The organism is Actinomyces glycerinitolerans (genome assembly GCF_900098745.1).
In the GTDB taxonomy this organism is placed as follows: domain Bacteria; phylum Actinomycetota; class Actinomycetes; order Actinomycetales; family Actinomycetaceae; genus Actinomyces; species Actinomyces glycerinitolerans.
In genome coordinates this window covers 94,254-115,027 of the sequence record NZ_FQTT01000013.1, presented here as the reverse complement: position 1 = coordinate 115,027, position 20,774 = coordinate 94,254, and the positions used below count along the sequence as shown (strand labels likewise).

18 protein-coding genes, 1 tRNA gene and 1 pseudogene are annotated in these 20,774 nt (G+C 70.9%); 18 read left to right on the top strand and 2 right to left on the bottom strand.

The window, feature by feature from the left end; translation table 11 throughout:
- The first annotated feature begins 2 nt into the window (after positions 1-2).
- The 14 genes and pseudogenes from ACGLYG10_RS12135 (at position 3) to ACGLYG10_RS12070 (ending at position 14,700) form a co-directional block, all read left to right on the top strand.
- Positions 3-1,064 (top strand): gluconeogenesis factor YvcK family protein, encoded by a 1,062-nt coding sequence (locus tag ACGLYG10_RS12135; protein WP_083565893.1) that lies wholly within the window; start codon positions 3-5, stop codon positions 1,062-1,064.
- Between the two features lie 109 nt (positions 1,065-1,173).
- The gene (gene whiA, locus ACGLYG10_RS12130; protein WP_073332394.1) at positions 1,174-2,154 is read left to right on the top strand and encodes a DNA-binding protein WhiA; all 981 of its coding nucleotides are present in this window, start codon (positions 1,174-1,176) and stop codon (positions 2,152-2,154) included.
- A gap of 173 nt (positions 2,155-2,327) precedes the next feature.
- On the top strand, positions 2,328-3,335 hold the full coding sequence (gene gap / locus ACGLYG10_RS12125) for a type I glyceraldehyde-3-phosphate dehydrogenase (protein WP_073332391.1): 1,008 nt from the start codon (positions 2,328-2,330) through the stop codon (positions 3,333-3,335).
- A 161-nt stretch (positions 3,336-3,496) separates the two neighbouring features.
- Positions 3,497-4,690: a phosphoglycerate kinase gene (locus ACGLYG10_RS12120; RefSeq protein ID WP_073332388.1), complete on the top strand. Its 1,194-nt coding sequence runs from the start codon at positions 3,497-3,499 to the stop codon at positions 4,688-4,690.
- Between the two features lie 52 nt (positions 4,691-4,742).
- Entirely contained in the window at positions 4,743-5,522 is a 780-nt protein-coding gene (gene tpiA / locus ACGLYG10_RS12115; RefSeq protein WP_073332385.1) for a triose-phosphate isomerase, read from the top strand.
- A gap of 167 nt (positions 5,523-5,689) precedes the next feature.
- The gene (gene secG / locus ACGLYG10_RS12110) at positions 5,690-5,932 is read left to right on the top strand and encodes a preprotein translocase subunit SecG (protein WP_073332382.1); all 243 of its coding nucleotides are present in this window, start codon (positions 5,690-5,692) and stop codon (positions 5,930-5,932) included.
- Positions 5,933-6,002: 70 nt separating this feature from the next.
- Positions 6,003-6,938, top strand: a pseudogene (gene xerD / locus ACGLYG10_RS12105) (site-specific tyrosine recombinase XerD); the annotation flags it as partial.
- A 65-nt stretch (positions 6,939-7,003) separates the two neighbouring features.
- Entirely contained in the window at positions 7,004-7,885 is an 882-nt protein-coding gene (locus ACGLYG10_RS12100) for a ParA family protein (protein WP_073332376.1), read from the top strand.
- 2 nt (positions 7,886-7,887) lie between these two features.
- Positions 7,888-8,754, top strand: coding sequence for a segregation and condensation protein A (locus ACGLYG10_RS12095; RefSeq protein ID WP_073332373.1), 867 nt, complete (start codon positions 7,888-7,890; stop codon positions 8,752-8,754).
- Positions 8,751-9,386, top strand: a complete 636-nt coding sequence (gene scpB, locus ACGLYG10_RS12090) for an SMC-Scp complex subunit ScpB (protein WP_073332371.1) — start codon at positions 8,751-8,753, stop codon at positions 9,384-9,386. The genes ACGLYG10_RS12095 and scpB overlap by 4 nt, the downstream gene beginning before the upstream one ends.
- Positions 9,383-10,342 carry a pseudouridine synthase gene (locus tag ACGLYG10_RS12085; protein ID WP_073332368.1) on the top strand — a complete coding sequence of 320 codons (960 nt, stop codon included), beginning with the start codon at positions 9,383-9,385 and terminating at the stop codon, positions 10,340-10,342. Before scpB ends, ACGLYG10_RS12085 begins: the two co-directional genes overlap by 4 nt.
- Positions 10,339-11,502, top strand: a complete 1,164-nt coding sequence (locus tag ACGLYG10_RS12080; protein WP_073332365.1) for a prephenate dehydrogenase — start codon at positions 10,339-10,341, stop codon at positions 11,500-11,502. Before ACGLYG10_RS12085 ends, ACGLYG10_RS12080 begins: the two co-directional genes overlap by 4 nt.
- Before the next feature lie 145 nt (positions 11,503-11,647).
- On the top strand, positions 11,648-13,807 hold the full coding sequence (gene der, locus ACGLYG10_RS12075; RefSeq protein ID WP_073332363.1) for a bifunctional cytidylate kinase/GTPase Der: 2,160 nt from the start codon (positions 11,648-11,650) through the stop codon (positions 13,805-13,807).
- A 194-nt stretch (positions 13,808-14,001) separates the two neighbouring features.
- Positions 14,002-14,700, top strand: coding sequence for a PBS lyase heat domain-containing protein repeat-containing protein (locus ACGLYG10_RS12070; RefSeq protein WP_073332726.1), 699 nt, complete (start codon positions 14,002-14,004; stop codon positions 14,698-14,700).
- 229 nt (positions 14,701-14,929) lie between these two features.
- Here the strand turns inward: ACGLYG10_RS12070 and ACGLYG10_RS12065 are convergent, their stop codons facing one another.
- The gene (locus ACGLYG10_RS12065) at positions 14,930-15,532 is read right to left on the bottom strand and encodes a DNA-3-methyladenine glycosylase I (protein ID WP_073332360.1); all 603 of its coding nucleotides are present in this window, start codon (positions 15,530-15,532) and stop codon (positions 14,930-14,932) included.
- A 34-nt stretch (positions 15,533-15,566) separates the two neighbouring features.
- On the opposite strand from ACGLYG10_RS12065, the gene pgi reads away from it, so the two are divergent.
- The 4 genes from pgi (at position 15,567) to ACGLYG10_RS12045 (ending at position 19,453) form a co-directional block, all read left to right on the top strand.
- Positions 15,567-17,231: a glucose-6-phosphate isomerase gene (gene pgi / locus ACGLYG10_RS12060; protein WP_073332357.1), complete on the top strand. Its 1,665-nt coding sequence runs from the start codon at positions 15,567-15,569 to the stop codon at positions 17,229-17,231.
- A 22-nt stretch (positions 17,232-17,253) separates the two neighbouring features.
- Positions 17,254-18,453 (top strand): molybdopterin-synthase adenylyltransferase MoeB, encoded by a 1,200-nt coding sequence (moeB, locus tag ACGLYG10_RS12055; RefSeq protein WP_073332354.1) that lies wholly within the window; start codon positions 17,254-17,256, stop codon positions 18,451-18,453.
- A 189-nt stretch (positions 18,454-18,642) separates the two neighbouring features.
- Positions 18,643-18,716 (top strand) — tRNA-Pro (locus tag ACGLYG10_RS12050).
- Positions 18,717-18,820: 104 nt separating this feature from the next.
- A complete protein-coding gene (locus ACGLYG10_RS12045) occupies positions 18,821-19,453 on the top strand; it encodes a GyrI-like domain-containing protein (protein ID WP_073332351.1) in 633 nt (210 codons plus the stop codon).
- Positions 19,454-19,486: 33 nt separating this feature from the next.
- Here ACGLYG10_RS12045 and ACGLYG10_RS12040 read toward each other — a convergent pair whose 3' ends face one another.
- Positions 19,487-20,740, bottom strand: coding sequence for an MFS transporter (locus ACGLYG10_RS12040; protein WP_244542675.1), 1,254 nt, complete (start codon positions 20,738-20,740; stop codon positions 19,487-19,489).
- Between the last annotated feature and the right edge of the window lie 34 nt (positions 20,741-20,774).

The following is a 20,774-nucleotide window of genomic DNA, read 5'->3' as shown; positions in this document are numbered from 1 at the left end:
TCATGGGACAGACTCCGGGGGAACCCGGGCACGGTGCAACCGGCATCGACGTGCCCGGCGCCCGCGCCACCATCGACTCGGCCGGCTGGCGTCGACGCGGGGAGGAGGGGCCGGCCGTCGTCGCCCTGGGCGGTGGACACGGCCTGTCCGCCACCCTGCGGGCCCTGCGGCACGTCACCCAGCGGCTCACCGCCGTGGTCACCGTCGCCGACGACGGCGGCTCCTCGGGCCGCCTGCGCCGCGAGTTCAACTGCCTGCCGCCCGGCGACCTGCGCATGGCCCTGGCGGCCCTGACCGACGAGACCGAGTGGGGGCTGACCTGGCGGGATGTGCTCCAGCACCGCTTCTCCGGTGAGGGCGAGCTGGATAACCACGCCCTGGGAAATCTGCTCATCCTGGCCCTGTGGCAGCTGCTCGGCGACGAGGTCGAGGGGCTGGACTGGGTGGGCCGGCTGCTGAGTATTCACGGGCGGGTCATCCCCATGAGCGCCTCCCCGCTGGTGATCGAGGCGGATATCGTCGACGGCGATCACCGCCAGCGCGTCAGTGGACAGGTGGCCGTCGCCTCCACCCGCGGCCGCATGGAGAACGTGCGCGTGGTGCCCGAGGACGCCGATGCACACCCGGAGGCGATCCGCGCCATCGACGCCGCCGACTGGGTGATCCTGGGGCCGGGTTCCTGGTACACCTCGGTGCTTCCGCACCTGATCCTGCCGTCCATGCGCCGCGCCCTGGTCGGTACCCGCGCCCGCAAGGCCGTGGTGCTGAACCTGTCGGCGCAGAGCGGCGAGACCGACGACATGACGCTCGCCGACCATCTGCGCGTGTTGGCCGAATACGCCCCCGACCTGCGCCTGGACGTGGTCATCGCCGACCCGAGCGTGGTGGAGGATGTCGCGGAACTGAGCGCGGTGGCCGACTCCATGGGGGCGGTGCTGATGCTGCGGCAGGTGCGGACGGGGGACGCCCTGTGCCACCATGACCCGTTGCGGCTGGCCGCCGTCTTCCGGGACGCCTTCGACGGCGCGGTGGGGGACATCACCGGCCCGCCGCGCGCCGCCTGACCGGTACCCGAGTGGACTGCACCCAACCGGCCGACCCTGAAAAGCGGCCGCGCGGCAGCCCACAACCAGCCCATAACAGCCCAAAAACAAGGACCAGGAGCATCACCACATGTCGCTGACGGTGACCGTCAAGGACGAGCTCGCCCGCGTAAGTACCGAAAACGCCGCCCAGCGGCGCGCCGAGGTGGCGGCCATGCTGCGCTTCGCCGGCGGACTGCACCTGGTGTCCGGCCGCATCGTGGTGGAGGCCGAGTTGGACCACGGCGGGGCCGTGCGCCGACTGCACCGGGACCTGCGGGAGCTGTACGGCATGACACCGGAGGTGCTGGTGGTTCAGGCCGGCTCCCTGCACCGCGGCAGTCGCTACGTGCTGCGTGTGAGCGACCGCGGCCGCGACCTGGCCCGCCTGACCGGCCTGGTGGACGCCCACGGCCGTCCCGTGCGCGGCATGCCCGTCGCGGTAGTCCAGGGGGGACGCAACGCCTCCGCGGCCGCCTGGCGCGGCGCCTTCCTGGCGCGTGGTTCGCTTACCGAGCCGGGTCGCTCCTCCGCCCTGGAGGTCACCTGCCCCGGCAGTGAGGCGGCCCTGGCGCTGGTGGGTGCCGCCCGCCGCTTCGACGTGGTGGCCAAGGCCCGCGAGGTTCGCGGCGCCGACCGGGTGGTGGTTCGCGACGGCGAGGCGATCAGCGTGCTGCTGCAGAAGATGGGGGCCGTGGAGGCCAACGCCACCTGGGTGGAGCGTCGCTCGCGCCGTGAGACCCGCGGCACCGCCAATCGGCTGGCCAACTTCGACGACGCCAACCTGCGCCGCTCGGTGCGCGCCGCCGTCACCTCCGGGGCCCGGGTGGAGCGCGCCTTCGAGATCCTGGGGGAGGACGTGCCCGCGCATCTGGTACAGGCCGGACGGCTGCGCATCCAGAACAAGCAGGCCAGCCTGGAGGAGCTGGGGCGCATGGCCGAACCGCCGCTGACCAAGGACGCGGTGGCCGGACGCATCCGCCGACTGCTGGCCATGGCGGACAAGCGCGCCCACGAGCTGGGCATCCCGGACACGGAATCCGTACTCACCCAGGACATGCTCGACATGTGAGATGCACCCGCGTGTTCGCCCCTGGCGTGTCCGAACCGGCACGGCGGCGTGCACGTAACGCTAGACTCAACCTGCCGGATCGGACGGGGAGCACCCCACGAAGGCCCGGGGCACACCACGTGTGCAGCAAGCTACGAATACGTGCGTCCCATGGCGCACTAGGAGGACACAAAGTGACCACCCGCGTTGGTATCAACGGCTTCGGCCGCATCGGCCGTAACTTCTACCGGGCCGCCCTTGAGCAGGGCGCCGACTTCGAGGTCGTGGCCGTCAACGACCTGACCGACATCAAGACCCTCGCCCACCTCCTCAAGTTCGACTCCATCATGGGCCGCCTCGGCGCCGAGGTCACCTACGACGAGGAGAACATCATCGTCGACGGCAAGCCGATCCGCGTCCTGGCCGAGCGCGAGCCGGGCAACCTGCCCTGGGCGGACCTGGGTGTCGACGTCGTCGTCGAGTCCACCGGTTTCTTCACGGACGCCACCAAGGCCAAGGCGCACATCGATGCCGGCGCCAAGAAGGTCGTCATCTCCGCCCCGGCGAAGAACGAGGACGGCACCTTCGTGGTCGGCGTGAACGAGCAGGACTACGACACCACCAAGCACAACATCATCTCCAACGCCTCCTGCACCACCAACTGCCTCGCGCCGCTGGCCAAGGTGCTGGACGAGGCCTTCGGCATCGAGAACGGCCTGATGGTGACCGTGCACGCCTACACCGGTGACCAGCGCCTGCACGACGCCCCGCACCGCGACCTGCGCCGCGCCCGCGCCGCCGCCCTCAACATCGTCCCGACCTCCACCGGTGCCGCCCGCGCCGTGGCGCTCGTCCTCCCGCAGCTCAAGGGCAAGCTGGACGGCTACGCCATGCGCGTCCCGGTCCCGACCGGCTCCGTCACCGACCTGACCTTCAAGCCCGCCAAGCCGGCCACCGTTGAGGAGATCAACGCCGCCGTCAAGGCCGCCGCCGAGGGCCCGCTCGAGGGCGTTCTGGCCTACTCCGAGGAGGACCTGGTCTCCACCGACATCGTCGGCGACTCCCACTCCTCCATCTTCGACTCCAAGCTGACCAAGGTGCAGGGCGACCAGGTCAAGGTCGTCTCCTGGTACGACAACGAGTGGGGCTACTCCAACCGCCTCGTTCAGCTCACCGCCCTGGTTTGCGAGAAGCTCGCCTGAGTCCGCGTAAGCCGGCACTCACCACTGTGAGCAACTGACGGACGCCCGCGCACGCCAACTCGCGTGCGCGGGCGTCCGCCGCATCCGGCGCGAACACACGCTCCGGACCTTCATCCACCAACCATCCCACCAACACAACCAACACAGCACTGCGAGGTTCCATGAAGACCATCGAGTCCCTCGGCGACCTGAAGGACAAGCGCGTCCTGGTCCGCTCCGACTTCAACGTCCCGCTCGACGCCGACAAGCACATCACCGACGACGGCCGCATCCGCGCCGCCCTGCCGACCCTGAAGACCCTGCTCGACGCGGGCGCCAAGGTCATCATCGTCGCCCACCTGGGCCGTCCCAAGGGCCAGGTCAACCCCGACTTCTCCCTCGCCCCGGTTGCCACCCGCCTGGCCGAACTGACCGGCGTGAAGGTCACCCTCGCGCAGGACACCGTCGGCGAGAGCGCCCAGGCCGCCGTCGCCGCCCTCGAGCCCGGCAACATCGTGCTGCTGGAGAACGTCCGCTTCAACGCCGCCGAAACCTCCAAGGACGACGCCGAGCGCGCCGCCTTCGCCGAGCAGCTGGCCGCCCTGGCCGACGTCTTCGTCTCCGACGGCTTCGGCGTCGTGCACCGCAAGCAGGCCTCCGTCTACGACGTGGCCCGCATCCTCCCGGCCGCCTCCGGGCTGCTGGTCGCCAAGGAGATCGAGTCCCTCGGCAAGGCAGTCAACGACCCCGAGCGCCCCTACACCGTGGTGCTGGGCGGCTCCAAGGTCTCCGACAAACTCGGTGTCATCGCCAACCTGCTGGGCAAGGCCGACCGCCTCCTCATCGGCGGCGGCATGGCCTACACCTTCCTCGCCGCCCAGGGCCACGAGGTCGGCACCTCCCTGCTGGAGGAGGACCAGATCGACACGGTGAAGGGCTACCTGGACACGGCCAAGGCCAACGGCGTCGAGCTGCTCCTGCCCGTCGACACCGTGGTCGCCCCCGAGTTCAAGGCGGACGCCCCGGCCTCCGTCGTCGCCGCCGACGCCATGCCGGCCGACCAGATGGGCCTGGACATCGGCCCCAAGACCCGGGAGCTGTTCGCCCAGGCCATCGCCTCCTCCAAGACGGTGGTCTGGAACGGCCCCATGGGCGTGTTCGAGTTCCCGGCCTTCGCCGAGGGCACCAAGGCCGTCGCCAAGGCCATCTCCGACTCTGACGCCTTCTCCGTGATCGGCGGCGGCGACTCCGCCGCGGCCGTGCGCACGCTCGGCTTCGACGAGTCCACCTTCTCCCACATCTCCACCGGTGGCGGCGCCTCCCTGGAGCTGCTGGAGGGCAAGACCCTGCCCGGTATCGCCGTCCTGGACGACTGACCAACCCCCATCACACAGTTCCCGTAAGGGAACCCGGATAAGGAATACGCAAATGAGCAACCGCACCCCGCTGATGGCGGGCAACTGGAAGATGAACCTCGACCACCTCGAGGCCAACCACCTGGTGCAGGGCCTGGCCATGGCCCTGAGCGACGCCGGGCACGACTACTCCAAGTGCGAGGTCCTGGTGATCCCGCCCTTCACCGACATCCGCACCGTGCAGACGATCGTCGAGGCGGACTCCCTGGACATCAAGTACGGCGCCCAGGACGTGTCCATTCACGACAACGGCGCCTACACCGGCGAGATCTCCACCGCCATGCTCACCAAGCTCGGCTGCAGCTACGTGGTCATGGGCCACTCCGAGCGCCGCGAGTACCACAACGAGTCCGACGAGCTGGTTGGCGCCAAGGCCCGCAAGGTACTGGACGCCGGCATGACGCCGATCCTGTGCTGCGGCGAGGCCCTCGAGGTCCGCAAGGCCGGCACCCACGTCGACTTCGTACTCGGCCAGATCCGCGCCGCCCTGGCGGGCTGGTCCGCCGAGGACGTCGCCAAGATCGTCATCGCCTACGAGCCCATCTGGGCCATCGGCACCGGCGAGACCGCCACCGCCGACGACGCGCAGGAGGTTTGCGGTGCCATCCGTGAGGCCCTGCGCGCCGACTTCGGCGACGCCACCGCCGACGCCACCCGCATCCTGTACGGCGGCTCGGCCAAGCCCGCCAACATCAAGGAGCTCATGGCTCAGCCCGACATCGACGGCGCTCTCGTCGGCGGCGCCTCGCTGAAGGCCGACTCCTTCGCGCAGATGGCCGGCTTCTACGCCTGACCCGTATCCGCGTCAGTGGCGGGTGCGCCCGACCCCACCGTGGGGTCGGGCGCACCCGCATACATGGGGGAGGGGATCGGGTAGAGTCGCCCACGAAGCGGCGGCCGCCTCATAGCCGCCGGACCGCCCCGGCCGAATGCCGAACAGCCGACAACGAAGGGAACCGCGTGGGCACGCTGACCATCATCCTGCAAGTGCTGCTGGTGCTGTCCAGCTTCTTCCTGATCATGACGATCCTCATGCACAAGGGCAGGGGCGGCGGCCTATCGGACATGTTCGGCGGCGGCATCACCTCCTCCGCCGGGTCTTCCGGCGTGGCCGAACGCAACCTCAACCGCATCACCGTCGGCGTCGCCCTGGTATGGGTCGCCACGATCGTCGGCCTGGGCCTACTGGCCCGCTTCGCCTGAACCGGACGAGGTCGCCACGAAACCAGCCGTCGACACCGCGCGCCCCGACGTCGACCCCCGGGGGGACGCACTCGAGCGGGCCCGGGCCGGCTACCTCGCCCACCTGCGGGTGGAGCGCGGGCTCAGCCCCAACACGCTGGCCGCATATGAGCGTGACCTGGGCCGTTACGCCGACTTCCTGCGCGCCCGCGCCATCCTGACCCCCGCCGCGGTCACCGAGGCGGACGTGACCGCCTTCCTGGAGGCACTGCGCACCGGCGCCGACGGCGGCCGCCCCCTGGCCGCGTCCTCCGCCTCCCGCACGGTCACTGCCGTACGCGGCTGGCACAAGTTCCTACACGCCGAGGGCATCACCGGCGCCGACCCCTCCGCGGCCGTGCGTCCGCCGCAAGTGGGTCGGCGCCTGCCCAAGGCCCTCACCGTCGACGAGGTGCGTCGTCTGCTGGAGGCCGCCGATGTTGACGACTCCCCGGTGTCACTGCGCGACCGCGCCCTGCTGGAGCTGCTGTACGCCACCGGCGCCCGCATCTCCGAGGCCGTGGGGCTGGTGGTGGACGATCTGGACGCCGAATCCGGCTGTCTGCGCCTGTTCGGCAAGGGCCGCAAGGAGCGGATCGTGCCCATGGGCCAGTTCGCCTGGGACGCCCTGGACGCCTACCTGGTGCGCGGCCGCCCCGTGCTGGCCGCCAAGGGCAGGGGGGTGCCCGAGGTGTTCCTCAATACGCTCGGCCGGCCCCTGTCACGCCAGTCCGCCTGGGCGGTGCTGCAGCAGGCGGCCCAGCGCGCCGGGCTGACGGGCGCCGACGCGCAGGGGGAACGGCACATCTCCCCGCACACGCTGCGCCACTCCTTCGCCACCCACCTGCTCGCCGGCGGCGCGGATGTGCGCGTGGTGCAGGAGATGCTCGGCCACGCCTCGGTCACTACCACCCAGATCTACACCAAGGTCACCGTCGACCACCTGCGTGAGGTGTACGCCACCAGCCATCCGCGCGCCCGCGGCTGACCATCGCCGGCGGTCACGGGAACGGTCACCGCGCCCCGCGCTGCCTCTTCGACTAGGCTGCCCGTGTGAGTGACGTGAAGCAGCCCGGCCTGATCGACCCGCCCGATACCCCCGCCGAGGACCAGCAGGAGGAGAAGACCTTCCCCGTCCCCGCGCCGCTCGACTCGCACGGCCCGGCCCGCGTCATCGCCATGTGCAACCAGAAGGGCGGCGTCGGCAAGACCACCACCACCATCAACCTGGGGGCCGCCCTGGCCGAATACGGGCGGAGAGTACTGATCGTGGACTTCGACCCCCAGGGCGCGGCCAGCGCCGGCCTGGGCGTCAACGCCCACGAGTTGGACCAGACGGTCTACGACATGCTGGTGGCCGCCCGCCCCGACGTGCGCCCGATCATCCACCACACCTCCGTGGAGGGACTGGATCTGGTGCCCGCCAACATCGACCTGTCCGCCGCCGAGGTGCAACTGGTGGGCGAGGTCGCCCGCGAGCAGGCACTCGCCCGAGTGCTGCGCCCCGTCCTGGACGATTACGACGCCATCATTGTGGACTGCCAGCCGTCGTTGGGCCTGCTGACCGTCAACGCCCTCACCGCCGCCCACGGCGTCATGATCCCCCTGGAGACCGAGTTCTTCGCCCTGCGCGGGGTGGCCCTGCTGGTGGAGACCGTGGACCGGGTACGCGACCGCATCAACCCGCGCCTGCAGATCGACGGCATCCTGGCCACCATGGTGGACCCGCGCACTCTGCACTCCCGGGAGGTGCTCGAGCGCCTGCAGGAGGCCTTCGGGGACAAGCTGTTCGACACGCAGATCCGCCGCACCGTGAAGTTCCCGGACGCCTCCGTCGCCAGCGAGCCCATCACCAGCTACGCCCCCGGTCACCCGGGCGCCGAAGCCTACCGGCGCCTCGCCCGGGAGGTCATTGCCCGCGGCAATGTTGCCTAAGAATGTCGCCTAAACCTGGCTCCGCGAGCGCCGCGGCGGCCGCCTCCCAGCCACCGCTGGAGGGCGCCGCACAGCCCGACGCCGCGGCGAGAACGCAACTGCCGGGATTCAGCGTCAACCTGCCCCAGTTCGAGGGTCCCTTCGACTTGCTGCTCACCCTGATCGCCCGCAAGCGCCTGGACATCACCGAGCTGGCCCTGGCGGAGGTCACCGACGAGTTCATCGCCTACATGCGCGCCGACGGCGACCTGGGTCGCGCCACCGAGTTCCTGGTGGTCGCCTCCACCCTGCTCGCCCTGAAGGCCCACCGGCTGCTACCACACGACCCGGATGAGGCCGACGAGGACATGGAGCTACTGGAGGCCCGCGACCTACTGTTCGCCCGCCTGCTGCAGTACCGCGCCTACAAGGAGGCGGCCGCCGCCTTCCGCGGCCGCGCCGAGACCGCCTCCCGCACTCACCCGCGCGTGGTGGCCCTGCCCCCCGAACTGGCGGCGCTACTGCCCCGGCTCGTGGCCACCATCGATGCGGAGGACCTGGCCCGTATTGCCGCCGACGTGTTCACCCGCCCCCACGATCCGGGCGTGCAGACCGTGCACCTGCACGAGCGGGTCCCGGTGGGGGAGCAGCTGCGTATTCTCGCCGACCGGCTGCGCCGGGCCGGCACCCTGACCTTCACCGAGCTGACCGCGGATGCGGGCCGCACCGCCGTCGTCGTCGCCCGCTTCCTCGCCCTGCTCATCATGTACCGGCAGGGCGGCGTCGACCTGACCCAGGCCGCCCCCATGGAGGAGATCACCGTCACCTGGCGCGGCGACGCGGATGCGGCCGGCATGACCAGCCCCGATTTGGAGGAGGAGTTCGCATGAGCATCCCGGAACCCGCGGCCTCCCGGCTGCCCGTGCCCGTGTCGGACGCGGAGTTGCGCGCCGCCGTCGAGGCGGTGCTGGTGGTGGCCGACGAGCCGGTGACCGCGGCCGCCCTGGCGGCCGCCCTCGGCAGGGAGGAGACCGACGTCGAGGCGCTGCTGGAGTCCCTGGCCGCCGAGTACGCCGGCGGGGAGCCGTCCCCCGACCGGGGCGTCCGGGCGCGCGGCTTCGTGCTGCGCCGCGCCGCCGGCGGCTGGCGGCTGGCCTCCGCACCCCGGTTCAGCGAACTGGTGGAACGCTTCGTCATCGGCGGTGCCACCGCACGCCTGTCGCAGGCAGCCCTGGAGACGCTGGCCGTGATCGCCTACCGGCAACCCGTCACCCGCGGCCGGATCGCCGCCATCCGCGGCGTCAACGTCGACGGCGTGGTGCGCACCCTGCACGCCCGCGGCCTGATCGAGGAGGCCGGCAGCGAACCCAGCGGCGCGATTCTGTACCGCACCACCGGCGAGTTCCTGGAGTACCTGGGCCTGGACTCGCTCGACGACCTGCCGCCCCTGGCCCCCTACCTGCCCGACACATCCGCCCTGGGAGACATCGAAGACGAGATCAGCGGGAGAATACTGCCGTGAACCCAAGCCAGGACCACCGCGACGAGCGCACGGACGCCGTGCTGGACTTCGGCGCCGAGGAGTTCTACGACGCCGACGACCTCGAAGAAGTCGACTACGAGGTCGACGCCCCCTCTACGGCACCCGCCGTGGCGGGAGCCGGCGCCGGCCAGGACGGGCAGGCGCGCACCGAGGACCCCTACGTCGCCGGCGGCCAGCGGCTCCAGAAGGTGCTGGCCCACGCCGGGGTGGGGTCGCGGCGCGTATGCGAGCAGCTGATCGCCGCGGGGAGAGTGAGCGTCGACGGGGTGCGGGTCACCGAACCCGGGGTGCGCGTGGACCCCGCCACTCAGGAGATCCGCGTGGACGGCTCGCGGGTGCTCACCGACCCCGACGTCATCACCATCATGCTGCACAAGCCCGCCGGCGTGGTCACCACCATGGAGGACCCGCAGGGACGGCCCACCGTCGCCGAGTACGCCGAGCGGTACCTGACCGAGCACGCCGAGCAGCTGGGCGGAGTGGAGAAGGCCGCCGCCTTGCGGCTGGTGCACGTGGGCCGGCTGGACGCCGACACCGAGGGGCTGCTGTTGCTGTCCAACGACGGCGAACTCACCCACCGGCTCACCCACCCCAGCTACGAGGTCGGTAAGACCTACGTGGCCGTGGTCAAGGGCCGGGTGGGCGCCGGCCTGCCGCGGCGGTTCCGGCGCGGCGTCGAGCTGGAGGACGGTCCGATCACCGCCGACCGGGCGGTGGTCAAGGATGTCTCCCCGGACGCCTCGATCGTGGAAGTCACCCTGCACTCGGGACGCAACCGCATCGTGCGCCGCATGCTGGCCGCCGTCGGCCACCCGGTGATCCGTCTTTCCCGCACCCGGCTGGGCCCCTTGACCCTGGGTGATCTGCGGCCCGGTGCCATGCGGGCCCTGACCGGCGCCGAGGTCAGCGCCCTGCAGCAGGAGGTGGGCCTGTGAGTGCCATCGGAAACCCCTCGGCCGTCCTGTCCACCCGGGGGCCGGTGCTGGTGGTCGGCACCGGGTTGCTGGGCACCTCCCTGGCGCTGGCCCTGACCGCCGCCGGCGTCCCGGTGCAGCTATCCGACACCTCGCCCACCTCCCTGGCGCTGGCCCGCGATATGGGTGCCGGGCAGGTGCGTGACGAGCACAGCCCCGAACCGGCCCTGATCGTGGTCGCCACTCCACCGGACGTGGCCGCGGGCGTGGTTCTGCGCGAACTGGACGCGCACCCGGATGCGGTGGTCACGGATGTCGCGAGCGTCAAGGCGCGCATTGCCGCCGAGGTGCGCCGCCACGGCGGGTGGGACGCGCGCCGCTATGTCGGCTCCCACCCCATGGCCGGGCGGGAGCGGTCGGGGGCCGGCGCGGCCGACTCCGACCTGTTCGCGGGCCGCCCCTGGGTGGTCATCGCCGACGGCGCCACCCCGGAGGCCGAGTTGGCGGTGCGCAACCTGGCCGTCGACGTCGGCGCGACCCCGGTGCGCATGACCGCGGCCGAGCACGACGCCGCCGTCGCCGCCGTCAGCCACGTCCCCCAACTGGTCAGCTCCCTACTGGCCGCGCGTCTGGAGACCACCCCGGAGAACGCGCTCGGTCTGGCCGGGCAGGGACTGCGCGACACCACCCGCATCGCCGCCTCCGATCCGCGGCTGTGGTCGGCCATCGTGGTCGGCAACGCCGGGCCGGTGGCGGACATGCTGCGCCAGCTGCGTGGGGACCTGGACCGCCTGATCGATGGGATCGCACCCGCCGCCGTGTCGCCCGACGACCCCGCCTACACCGCCGCCGGAGACGCCGCCACCATCGCCCCGGGCGCCGTCGGCGCCATTACCGACCTGATGACCCGCGGCAACGCCGGGCAGGCCCGCATACCGGGCAAGCACGGCGGGGCGCCGCGCCGCTACGCACAGGTGCAGGTGCTGGTGCCCGACTCCGCCGGCTCGCTCGGCCGGCTGTTCTCCGACGTCGGCGAGGCGGGCGTCAACATTGAGGACTTCGCCATGGAGCACTCGCCCGGGCAGAGCGCCGGCCTGGCCATGCTCTCGGTCATGCCGGCCGCCGCGCAGGGGCTGGAGGAGGCCCTGGACGCCCGCGGCTGGCGCGTGGTCGTGTCCTGAGGCGGCCCGCGGCGTCCGTCCCGGCGCGGCTGTGGGCGGACTCATCTGCTGCGGATCCGCGCCCGGCCGCGTCATTGTGGGACGCTTACCCCTTGAGGCCAACCGGGCTCGCCTGAGCCTGCGGGGTTGAACGTTGGAGGAGCACATGGGAATCGTCGTCGCCATTGACGGGCCGTCCGGGTCCGGCAAGTCCACGGTGTCCAAGCGGGTTGCGGCCGCGCTGGGGCTGGCCTACCTGGACACCGGCGCCATGTACCGGGCGGCCGCCTGGTGGTGCGAGCGCACCGGCATCGACCTGGACGACGCCGCTGCCGTCACCCACGCCGTGCAGGCCATGCCGCTGGTGATGGGGCTGGACCCCGAGGCGCCCGGCGTCACCTGCGACGGGGTGAACCTCGCCGAGGCCATCCGCGACCCGCACATCTCCACCGTGGTCTCCAAGGTTGCCACCAATCTGGACGTGCGCGCCGAATTGGCCCGGCTCCAGCGGGAGATCATCCGTGCCGAGGCGACCGGCCTGGCCGGCTCCTTCTCCCGCGGCGCCGGCATCATCGCCGAGGGGCGCGACATCACCACGGTGGTCGCCCCCGACGCCGACGTGCGCCTGCTGCTGACCGCCAGCGAGCAGGCCCGGCTCGCCCGCCGCGCCGCCGACCTGGATGCCGCCGGCAAGGCCGTGGATGCGGCCGCCCTGCGCGACCAGGTGGTGCGCCGCGACCACGACGACGCCACCGTCTCCCAGTTCCTCACCGTTCCTGAGGGCGTCACCGCCGTGGATACCTCCGATCTGACGCTGGAGGAGACCATCGCCCGCGTCACCGAGCTGGTCGAGCAGGCGCGCACCGAGGCCGCCGAGCGCGAGCGCTTGGAGGACGCCCGCGCCGACGCGCTGCGCGCAGGCCTGGACGACTACGTGCTCGACGCCGACGACCAGGCGGTGCTCGCGGGGGAGGAGATCCCCAGCGCCCAGGCGGGGCTGGAGGCAGGATTGCCGGTGCTGGCCGTCGTCGGCCGTCCCAATGTCGGCAAGTCGACGCTCGTTAATCGCGTGCTGGGGCGGCGCGCCGCCGTCGTGCAGGACGTGCCGGGCGTGACCCGCGACCGCGTCTCCTACCCGGCCGAATGGGCCGGCAAGCGCTTCACCATCGTCGACACCGGCGGCTGGGAGGTTGACGTGGCCGGCCTGGACGCCGCCGTCGCCGCGCAGGCCGAGGCCGCCGTGGACTTGGCCGACGCCGTGCTGCTGGTGGTGGACGCCCGCGTGGGGGTTACCGAGGCCGACGACCGGATCGTCAAGATGCTGCGCCGCTCCGGCAAGCCGGTGGTGCTGGCCGCCAACAAGGTCGACTCGCCCGTGCAGGAGGGCGACGCCGCCGCGCTGTGGGCCCTGGGCCTGGGCGAGCCCTACGCCGTCTCCGCCCTGCACGGCCGCGGCAGCGGGGAGCTGCTCGACGCCGCCGTCGCCATCCTGCCGGAGGTGTCCGCCGTGGCCGGGCCGGAGCGCAGCGACGACCTGCACCGCATCGCCCTGGTGGGGCGCCCCAACGTCGGCAAGTCCTCACTGCTGAACCAGCTTGCCGGCAACGAGCGGGTGGTGGTCAACGAACTGGCCGGCACCACCCGCGACCCGGTGGACGAGGTCGTCGAGTTCGACGGCCGCCAGTGGCTGCTGGTGGACACCGCCGGCATCCGCCGCCGCATCCGGCAGGCGCGCGGTGCCGACTACTACGCGGTGCTGCGCACTCAGGGAGCGGTGGAGAAGGCCGAGGTGGCGGTGGTCCTGCTGGACGCCTCCGAGGCCATCACCGAGCAGGACATCCGCGTGATCCAGCAGGTGGTCGACGCCGGACGCGCCCTGGTAATCGTCAACAACAAGTGGGACCTGGTTGACGAGGACCGCCGCAAGCAGCTGGAGTGGGAGGCGGAGCACGAGCTCGCCCATGTGGACTGGGCGCCGCGCATCAACCTCTCCGCCCGCACCGGCTGGCACACCAACCGCTTGGCGCGCGCCCTGGACACGGCCCTGGCCGGCTGGAACACGCGCGTGCCCACGGGGCGGCTCAATGCCTTCCTGGGGGAGCTACAGGCGGCCAGCCCGCACCCGGTGCGAGGCGGCAAGCAGCCCCGCATCCTGTTCGCCACCCAGGTGCAGACCGCCCCGCCACGCATCGTCATCTTCACGACCGGATTCCTGGACGCCGGTTACCGGCGCTTCATCGAGAACCGGCTGCGTGAGGAGTTCGGCTTCGCCGGCACCCCCATCCAGATCGGTGTGCGCGTGCGCGAGCGTCGTCAGCGGCGCTGAGGGCGGCTTCGCCCGGCCGTGAGCGCGCGCCGGGTGCGGCAGAATGTCCACGATCGGCATTAACGCCGGGCTCGGCCGCTCGGGGTGATTCCGCATCCGCGTGATTCCAAGGACTGGCTGACCCGTGGCTTGGGATTGCGGGCTTGTTCGTGCCGATTTCGGACATTTCTTCGCGGCAGTTGTACGATCGCGGCATGGTCGACACGGCGTCGTGGATCGCTGACCTCAAGGAGTTGGAGGCCGCCGACTGGCCCGCGTACCTGAACCAGCGCTCGGGGCTTCCCGGCCCCCGCGCGAACATCGAGCTGATCGCGACGGCCGCGCGGGCCGCCGATCCAGACACGATCGAAGAACTGCTGGCCGACGGCGGCGAGTACACCACTGCCTGTGCGGCCGCCGCAATTGGCTACCGGGCGGCCGATGCGCCATATGAGCGACGGGCGCGGGAGCTTGCCACCGACGAGCGCTGGCGCGTGCGCGAGGCGGTCACCATCGGCCTGCAGCTACTGGGGGACTCCGACCCGCAAACGCTGTTCTCCCTCGTCCTGACATGGGCCGACGACGATGACCCGTTGGTACAGCGCGCCGCCGCGGTGACGATCTGCGAGCCGCGGCTGCTGTGTACCGCCGAGGCCGCTCGGCTCGCCATCGACGTGTGCCGGCGCACCACCGATCACCTCATTGCACTGCCGCCGCAGGACCGCAAGGCTCCCGCGGCGCGGACGCTGCGCAAGTCCCTCGGCTACTGCTGGAGCGTGGCCGTGGCGGCCGACCCCGGCGCGGGGCTCCCCGTATTCGCGGCGCTCGACGTCGGCGACCCCGACGTGGCCTGGATCGTCACCCAGAACCGCCGCAAGAAGCGCCTGTCCAAGCTCCTCGGCAACCCAGGCTGACCCCGGAGCGGTGTTGCCGGGGCGGCTCGGCATGCCAACGTACCGGCAGTGTCAAGATCGATGACAAACGCCGGGGAAGCGCTCTTCTACGCCACTCGGTACCCGCATGGTTCCAACGTTTTGTGAAGCGCCTGGAGCGCTGCGGATTTCGTTTGTCATCGATTTTGACAGCAAGAGCGCGGAGCGAGCCACGGCGAGGCAGCGGATCACTGACTTCGTGAGGCGCTCCTCAGTTCCACACCCCGGAGGAGCCGCGGCGCCAGGATCCCACCAGGTGGGTGTCCACGATGCCGATGGCCTCCATAAGCGCGAACGCCGTCGTCGGGCCGACGAACCGGAAGCCCAGGCGCTTGAGCCGGCGAGCCAGCGCCTCCGACTCCGGCGAGCGCGTGGGCGTCTCCGCCAGCGTGCGCGGGGCGGGCGTGGCCGCCGGCCGGTAGGACCAGACCAGGCCCGCCAGGCCGCCGTCGACGTCGTCGGCATCCCGCAGGGCCATGGTGGCCCGGGCGTTGTTGATGGTGGCCAGGATCTTCGCCCGGTTGCGCACGATCCGGGTGTCGGCCAGCAGGCGGGCCACGTCGTCGTCCCCGAAGTCGGCCACCGCCTCCGGCTGGAAGTCGGCGAAGGCCTCCCGGAAGGCTGGCCGCTTGACCAGGATGGTGCGCCAGGACAGGCCGGACTGGAAGGCCTCCAGGCTGAGGCGCTCGAACACGCCGCGCTCATCGCGCACGGGCATGCCCCACTCGGTGTCGTAGTAGTCGCGCAGCAGCGGGTCGGCGGCCGCCCACACCGGCCGCGCCAGCCCGTCCTCGCCGATCACCAGGTCTTCCATGCGGTAACCGTAGCGGACGGCCTAGACTGCTTCCATGTCGACAACACGCACACCGGTTGACCCCACCGCCACGGCCGCCTGGAAGCGGCTTACCGAGCTGCACAAGTCCATGGAGCCCGACCTGCGCGCCTGGTTCGCCCAGGACCCGCAGCGTGCCGAGCGCTACTCCTACGAGGTGGGCGACCTGTTCGTCGACCTGTCCAAGAACTTCCTGACCGACGAGGTCCGCGACGCCCTGGTGGAACTCGCCGAGGCCGTGGACGTGCCCGGCCGCCGTGACGCCATGTTCGCGGGCGAGCACATCAACATCACCGAGGACCGCGCCGTCCTGCACACCGCCCTGCGCCGCCCCGCCACCGACACCCTCACCGTGGACGGGCAGGACGTCGTAGCCGACGTGCACGAGGTCCTAGAGAAGATCTACGCCTTCGCCCGCCGCGTGCGCTCGGGGGAGTGGACCGGCGTGACCGGTAAGCCCATCAAGACGGTCGTCAACATCGGTATCGGCGGCAGCGACCTCGGCCCGGTCATGGTCTATGAGGCCCTGCGCCCCTACGTGCAGGAGGGGCTGGAGGCCCGCTTCATCTCCAACATCGACCCCAACGACTGCGCCGAGAAGGTCTCCGACCTGGACCCGGAGACCACCCTGTTCATCATCGCCTCCAAGACCTTCACCACCCTGGAGACCCTCACCAACGCCCGCATGGCCCGCACCTGGCTGCTGGAGGCGCTGGCCGCGCGCGGCATCAGCACCGACGGCGCCGTCGCCAAGCACTTCGTGGCCGTGTCCACCGCCCTGGACAAGGTGGAGGCCTTCGGCATCGACCCGGCCAACGCCTTCGGCTTCTGGAACTGGGTGGGCGGGCGCTACTCGGTGGACTCCGCCGTCGGCACCGTGCTGGCCGTGACCGTCGGCCCGGAGAACTTCGCGGACTTCCTGTCCGGTTTCCACGCCGTCGACGAGCACTTCGCCACCAAGGCGCCGGCGGAGAACGTGCCCATGCTCATGGGCCTGCTCAACGTCTGGTACGTGAACTTCTTCCAGGCCGCCTCCCACGCGGTGCTGCCCTACGCCCAGTACCTGCACCGCTTCCCGGCCTACCTTCAGCAGTTGACCATGGAGTCCAACGGCAAGTCCGTGCGCTGGGACGGCAGCCCCGTGGTGGCCGACACCGGGGAGATCTTCTGGGGCGAGCCCGGCACCAACGGCCAGCACGCCTTCTTCCAGCTGCTGCACCAGGGCACCCGGCTGATCCCCGCCGACTTCATCACCGTCGCCAACCCGGCCCACCCGGTCAAGGACGGCGAGGCGGACGTGCACGAGCTGCTGCTGTCCAACTTCCTGGCCCAGACCGCCGCCCTCGCCTTCGGCAAGACCGCCGATGAGGTGCGCGCGGAGGGCACCCCTGAGGCGATCGTCCCGGCCCGCGTGTTCAGCGGAAACCGGCCGACGACGTCGATCCTCGCCCCGGCACTGACCCCCACCGTGGTCGGGCAGCTGATCGCCCTGTACGAGCACATCACCTTCACCGAGGGCATCGTGTGGGGCATCGACTCCTTCGACCAGTGGGGCGTGGAGCTCGGCAAGAAGCTGGCCCTGGAGATCGCCCCCGCGGTGCGCGGAGACGAGGCCGCCTACGCCGGCCAGGACGCCTCCACCCGGCAGCTGATCGACCGCTACCGCGGCCTGCGGCACTGACCGCGGACGACTCGGTACAGACATGACGCCGGGAGTAGGGGAGACCTACCCCTCGCTGATCGACGACGTCCGCCTGCGCCCGCTCACCACCGCCGAGCAGCAGCGCTACTCGCGCAATGCACTCGTGCCGGAGGTGGGCGGGCGCGGTCAGCAGCGCATCCGCGCCTCCCGCATCCTGGTGGTGGGCGCCGGCGCCCTGGGGTCGCCCGCCGTCCTGTACCTGGCTGCGGCCGGCGTGGGCACGCTCGGCATCATCGACGACGACGATGTCGCCGTCTCCAACCTGCAACGCCAGGTGCTGCACACCACTGCCGCCGCGGGGCGGCCCAAGGTCGACTCCGCCCGGGAGACCGTGGCCGCCCTGAACCCGGACGTAGAGGTGGTCACTTACCGGGAGGCCCTGACCAGCGCCAACGCCATGGAGCTGTTGCGCGGCTGGGACGTGGTGATCGACGGCACCGACAACTTCCCCACCCGCTACCTGCTGGGGGACGCCTGCGTGCTGCTCGGAATCCCGCTCGTGCACGGGGCGGTGCTGCGCTTCGACGGCCAGGTGACCGTTTTCGACGCCGAACGCGGTCCCTGCTACCGCTGCGTGCACCCGGCACCGCCCGACCCGGGCGCGGTACCGTCCTGCGCCGAGGCCGGGGTACTGGGCGTGCTGCCCGGAATCGTCGGAGCCATGCAGGCCGCGGAGGCGTTGAAGCTAGTGATCGGGGGAGCGCTTCCCCTGGTGGGCCGCATGTTGTTGATCAACGCCTGGGACGGGCGCGGTGCGGAACTGCCGATAAGGAAGAACCCCGACTGCCCGCTGTGCGGCACCCAGCCAACCGTCACCGGGCTGGTGGACTATGAGGCCTTCTGCGGCGCCCGGCCGCAGGGGAGGATGACTCTTGCAGAGGAGAGCGATATGAACACGATCACCGCCGATGGGCTGCGCGAGCGCATTGCCGCCGGGGAACTGCCCGGACGGGCCTTCACTCTGCTGGACGTGCGCGAGCCGCACGAGGTCGAGCTCGAGACGATCGATGGCTCCGTGCACATCCCGCTCGCCCAGGTGGTCGAGCGCCGTGGTGAGCTCGATCCGAGCCGCGAGCTGATTGTCTACTGCGCCGGTGGCGTGCGCTCCGCCCGCGCCATTGCGGCCCTGGAAGATGCCGGATACGCCGGCCCCATGACCAACCTGGAGGGCGGCATCAAGGCCTGGGCCGCCTCCGCCTAACTCGCCAACTCGCCGAGGTCGGTAGATATAACCGCCGAGGTCGGTAGACATTACGTGCCGAGATCGGTCGAAGTTGTCGCCGGGGTCCCACGAGAACGGTGAGCGGCGTCACCGCCCACGGATTTCGACGCCGGCGCCCGGATGGGCTATTGTCATCCCTGTTCGCGCGAGGCAACAGCCGCGAGCGGACGGGCTGTGGCGCAGCTTGGTAGCGCACTTGACTGGGGGTCAAGGGGTCGTGGGTTCAAATCCCGCCAGCCCGACGGAAAGCCCTGGAATGACGACAGTTCGTTCCGGGGCTCGCGTGTTCTTACACGCCTTACAGAGACCGTAGATCCAGCCTATGCAAGGAAGCAGCAGGTGTGACATGGCCTTTGACTACAAGCGGGAGTACAAGGAGTTCTACGCCCCGCCCCGGCGGCCGGGCATTGTGGACGTCCCCGCCATGAACTTCATTGCCGTGCGCGGCAGTGGGGACCCCAACCGCGAGGACGGGGACTACCAGCAGGCGATCGGCCTGCTGTACGCCGTCGCCTTCACCATCAAGATGAGCCGGCGCGCCGGGCACCTCATGGAGGGTTACTTCGACTACGTGGTCCCACCACTGGAGGGCTTCTGGTGGCAGGCAGGCGCCGGCGACGTCGACTACGCCCACAAGGAGCGCTTCGAGTGGATCGCCGCCATCCGCCTGCCGGACTTCGTCACGGAGGCCGAGTTCGGTTGGGCGCTTGAGGAGGCAACGCGCAAGAAGCACGCCGACTTTTCCCGGGTCCAGTTCATGCCTCTGCAGGAGGGGCTGTGCGTGCAGTGCCTGCACGTGGGCCCCTACGACGACGAGCCGGCCACACTGGCCCTCATGCACGAGTTTGCGCAGTCAGAGGGCCATGTGCCGGACTTCTCCGACGTGCGCCGCCACCACGAGATCTATCTCAGCGACGCCCGACGCGTCGCCCCCGAGCGGCTGCGCACGGTCATCCGGCACCCGATTCGGCCGGCGTGAATACTTCCGCCGGCCGAATGCGCCGACACGGGGTCAGTCGACTGTGCGGATGCGCGTAACGCAGACGGCGCCGAGCACACAGGCGGCGGCCGCCATCAGGTACAGGCCCGTGTAGCCACCCAGGTGGGTGACGATGGGGGCGGCGACAACCGGGGCCAGTACCTGGGCGCCGGCGGAGGCGATGTTAATGATTCCCAGGTCGCGAGCGGCGTCGCCGGAACTGGGCAGCACCTGGGTGACCAGCGCGAAATCCACGCTGGTGAAGGCGCCGAAGCCGATCCCGAGGATGACGGCGCCGACGATCGCACCGACCCAGTTCTGGGTGAGCGCCAGGTCGAGCGCCGCCAGCCCCGTCACCAGCGCCGCCACGATCACGAAGGGCTTGCGCCGTCCCAGCCGGTCGGACCAGATGCCGCCGGACACGGTCGAGCCGAACACGGCGACGGCGTAGATGCCGGTGAGGATGAAGACTCCGGTAGCGGCGGCGTCGGCCTCCATGCCGACCGCATCCATGAGGTAGTAGAGCAGGTAGAGCGTCCCGGTGGAGTTGCCCAGGTTGACCAGGAAGCGGGTCAACCACGCCCAGCCGAAGTCCGGGTGGGAGCGCAGCGGTGGCACGAAGCCGGCGAGGATGTGCCGCAGCGACGGGCGCGGGGCGCCGTCGGGCAGCCGCAGGTCGCGGGCGTTGAGTACGTGCGGGATGCCGAGGACGACCACTAGCACGGCCAGCACCAGGTAGCCGGTGCGAGTGCCACCCGCCGTGGCGGCAATGCCGGCGCCCATCACCAGGCCGGCGGTCTGTGCCACGCCGATGAGCCCGGAGACGAAGCCGCGGCGGTCCACCGGCACCTGGTCGGTCACCGAGGCATTCAGGGCGGCGTAGGCCGCGTTGAGGAAGCCCTGCACCAGGCACCAGCCCAGGATCATCAACGCCACCGAGTCGGCGATGGCCAGGACCACCAGTCCGACGGTGCCCAGGGTCAGGCCGCCGGCGATCCAGGGCAGGCGGCGGCCGAAGCGCCCGGAAGTGCGGTCTGACAGGGCGCCGAAGACCGGATTGCCGAGCGTGGACACCAGCGCACCCAGGCCGGTGACCAGGGACAGCACCGCCTCCTTGTGGTCGGGGGCGAGCTGGGCCGCCTGCAGCCCGAGCAGCACCTGAATGGGGCCGAACCAGGCGGAGAACAGTCCGAGCATGGTCAGCGTCAGTGTGAGGGACCAGGTGCGGGGAGGCATGTGTTCGGGGGCGGCTGCGGAGGCGACGCCGCGCGCGGTTAGCGTTGGCATGCGGGCAATCTAGGACGACGACGTGGCGGCATGG

Excerpts from the sequence above, each read along its gene's own strand:
- whiA (WP_073332394.1), top strand. The coding sequence starts at position 1,174 with ATGTCGCTGACGGTGACCGTCAAGGACGAGCTCGCCCGCGTAAGTACC.
- tpiA (WP_073332385.1), top strand. The coding sequence starts at position 4,743 with ATGAGCAACCGCACCCCGCTGATGGCGGGCAACTGGAAGATGAACCTC.
- ACGLYG10_RS12135 (WP_083565893.1), top strand. The coding sequence starts at position 3 with ATGGGACAGACTCCGGGGGAACCCGGGCACGGTGCAACCGGCATCGAC.
- ACGLYG10_RS12045 (WP_073332351.1), top strand. The coding sequence starts at position 18,821 with ATGGCCTTTGACTACAAGCGGGAGTACAAGGAGTTCTACGCCCCGCCC.
- ACGLYG10_RS12040 (WP_244542675.1), bottom strand. The coding sequence starts at position 20,740 with ATGCCAACGCTAACCGCGCGCGGCGTCGCCTCCGCAGCCGCCCCCGAA.
- pgi (WP_073332357.1), top strand. The coding sequence starts at position 15,567 with ATGTCGACAACACGCACACCGGTTGACCCCACCGCCACGGCCGCCTGG.
- moeB (WP_073332354.1), top strand. The coding sequence starts at position 17,254 with ATGACGCCGGGAGTAGGGGAGACCTACCCCTCGCTGATCGACGACGTC.
- der (WP_073332363.1), top strand. The coding sequence starts at position 11,648 with ATGGGAATCGTCGTCGCCATTGACGGGCCGTCCGGGTCCGGCAAGTCC.
- ACGLYG10_RS12065 (WP_073332360.1), bottom strand. The coding sequence starts at position 15,532 with ATGGAAGACCTGGTGATCGGCGAGGACGGGCTGGCGCGGCCGGTGTGG.
- ACGLYG10_RS12070 (WP_073332726.1), top strand. The coding sequence starts at position 14,002 with ATGGTCGACACGGCGTCGTGGATCGCTGACCTCAAGGAGTTGGAGGCC.
- scpB (WP_073332371.1), top strand. The coding sequence starts at position 8,751 with ATGAGCATCCCGGAACCCGCGGCCTCCCGGCTGCCCGTGCCCGTGTCG.
- ACGLYG10_RS12120 (WP_073332388.1), top strand. The coding sequence starts at position 3,497 with ATGAAGACCATCGAGTCCCTCGGCGACCTGAAGGACAAGCGCGTCCTG.
- ACGLYG10_RS12095 (WP_073332373.1), top strand. The coding sequence starts at position 7,888 with ATGTCGCCTAAACCTGGCTCCGCGAGCGCCGCGGCGGCCGCCTCCCAG.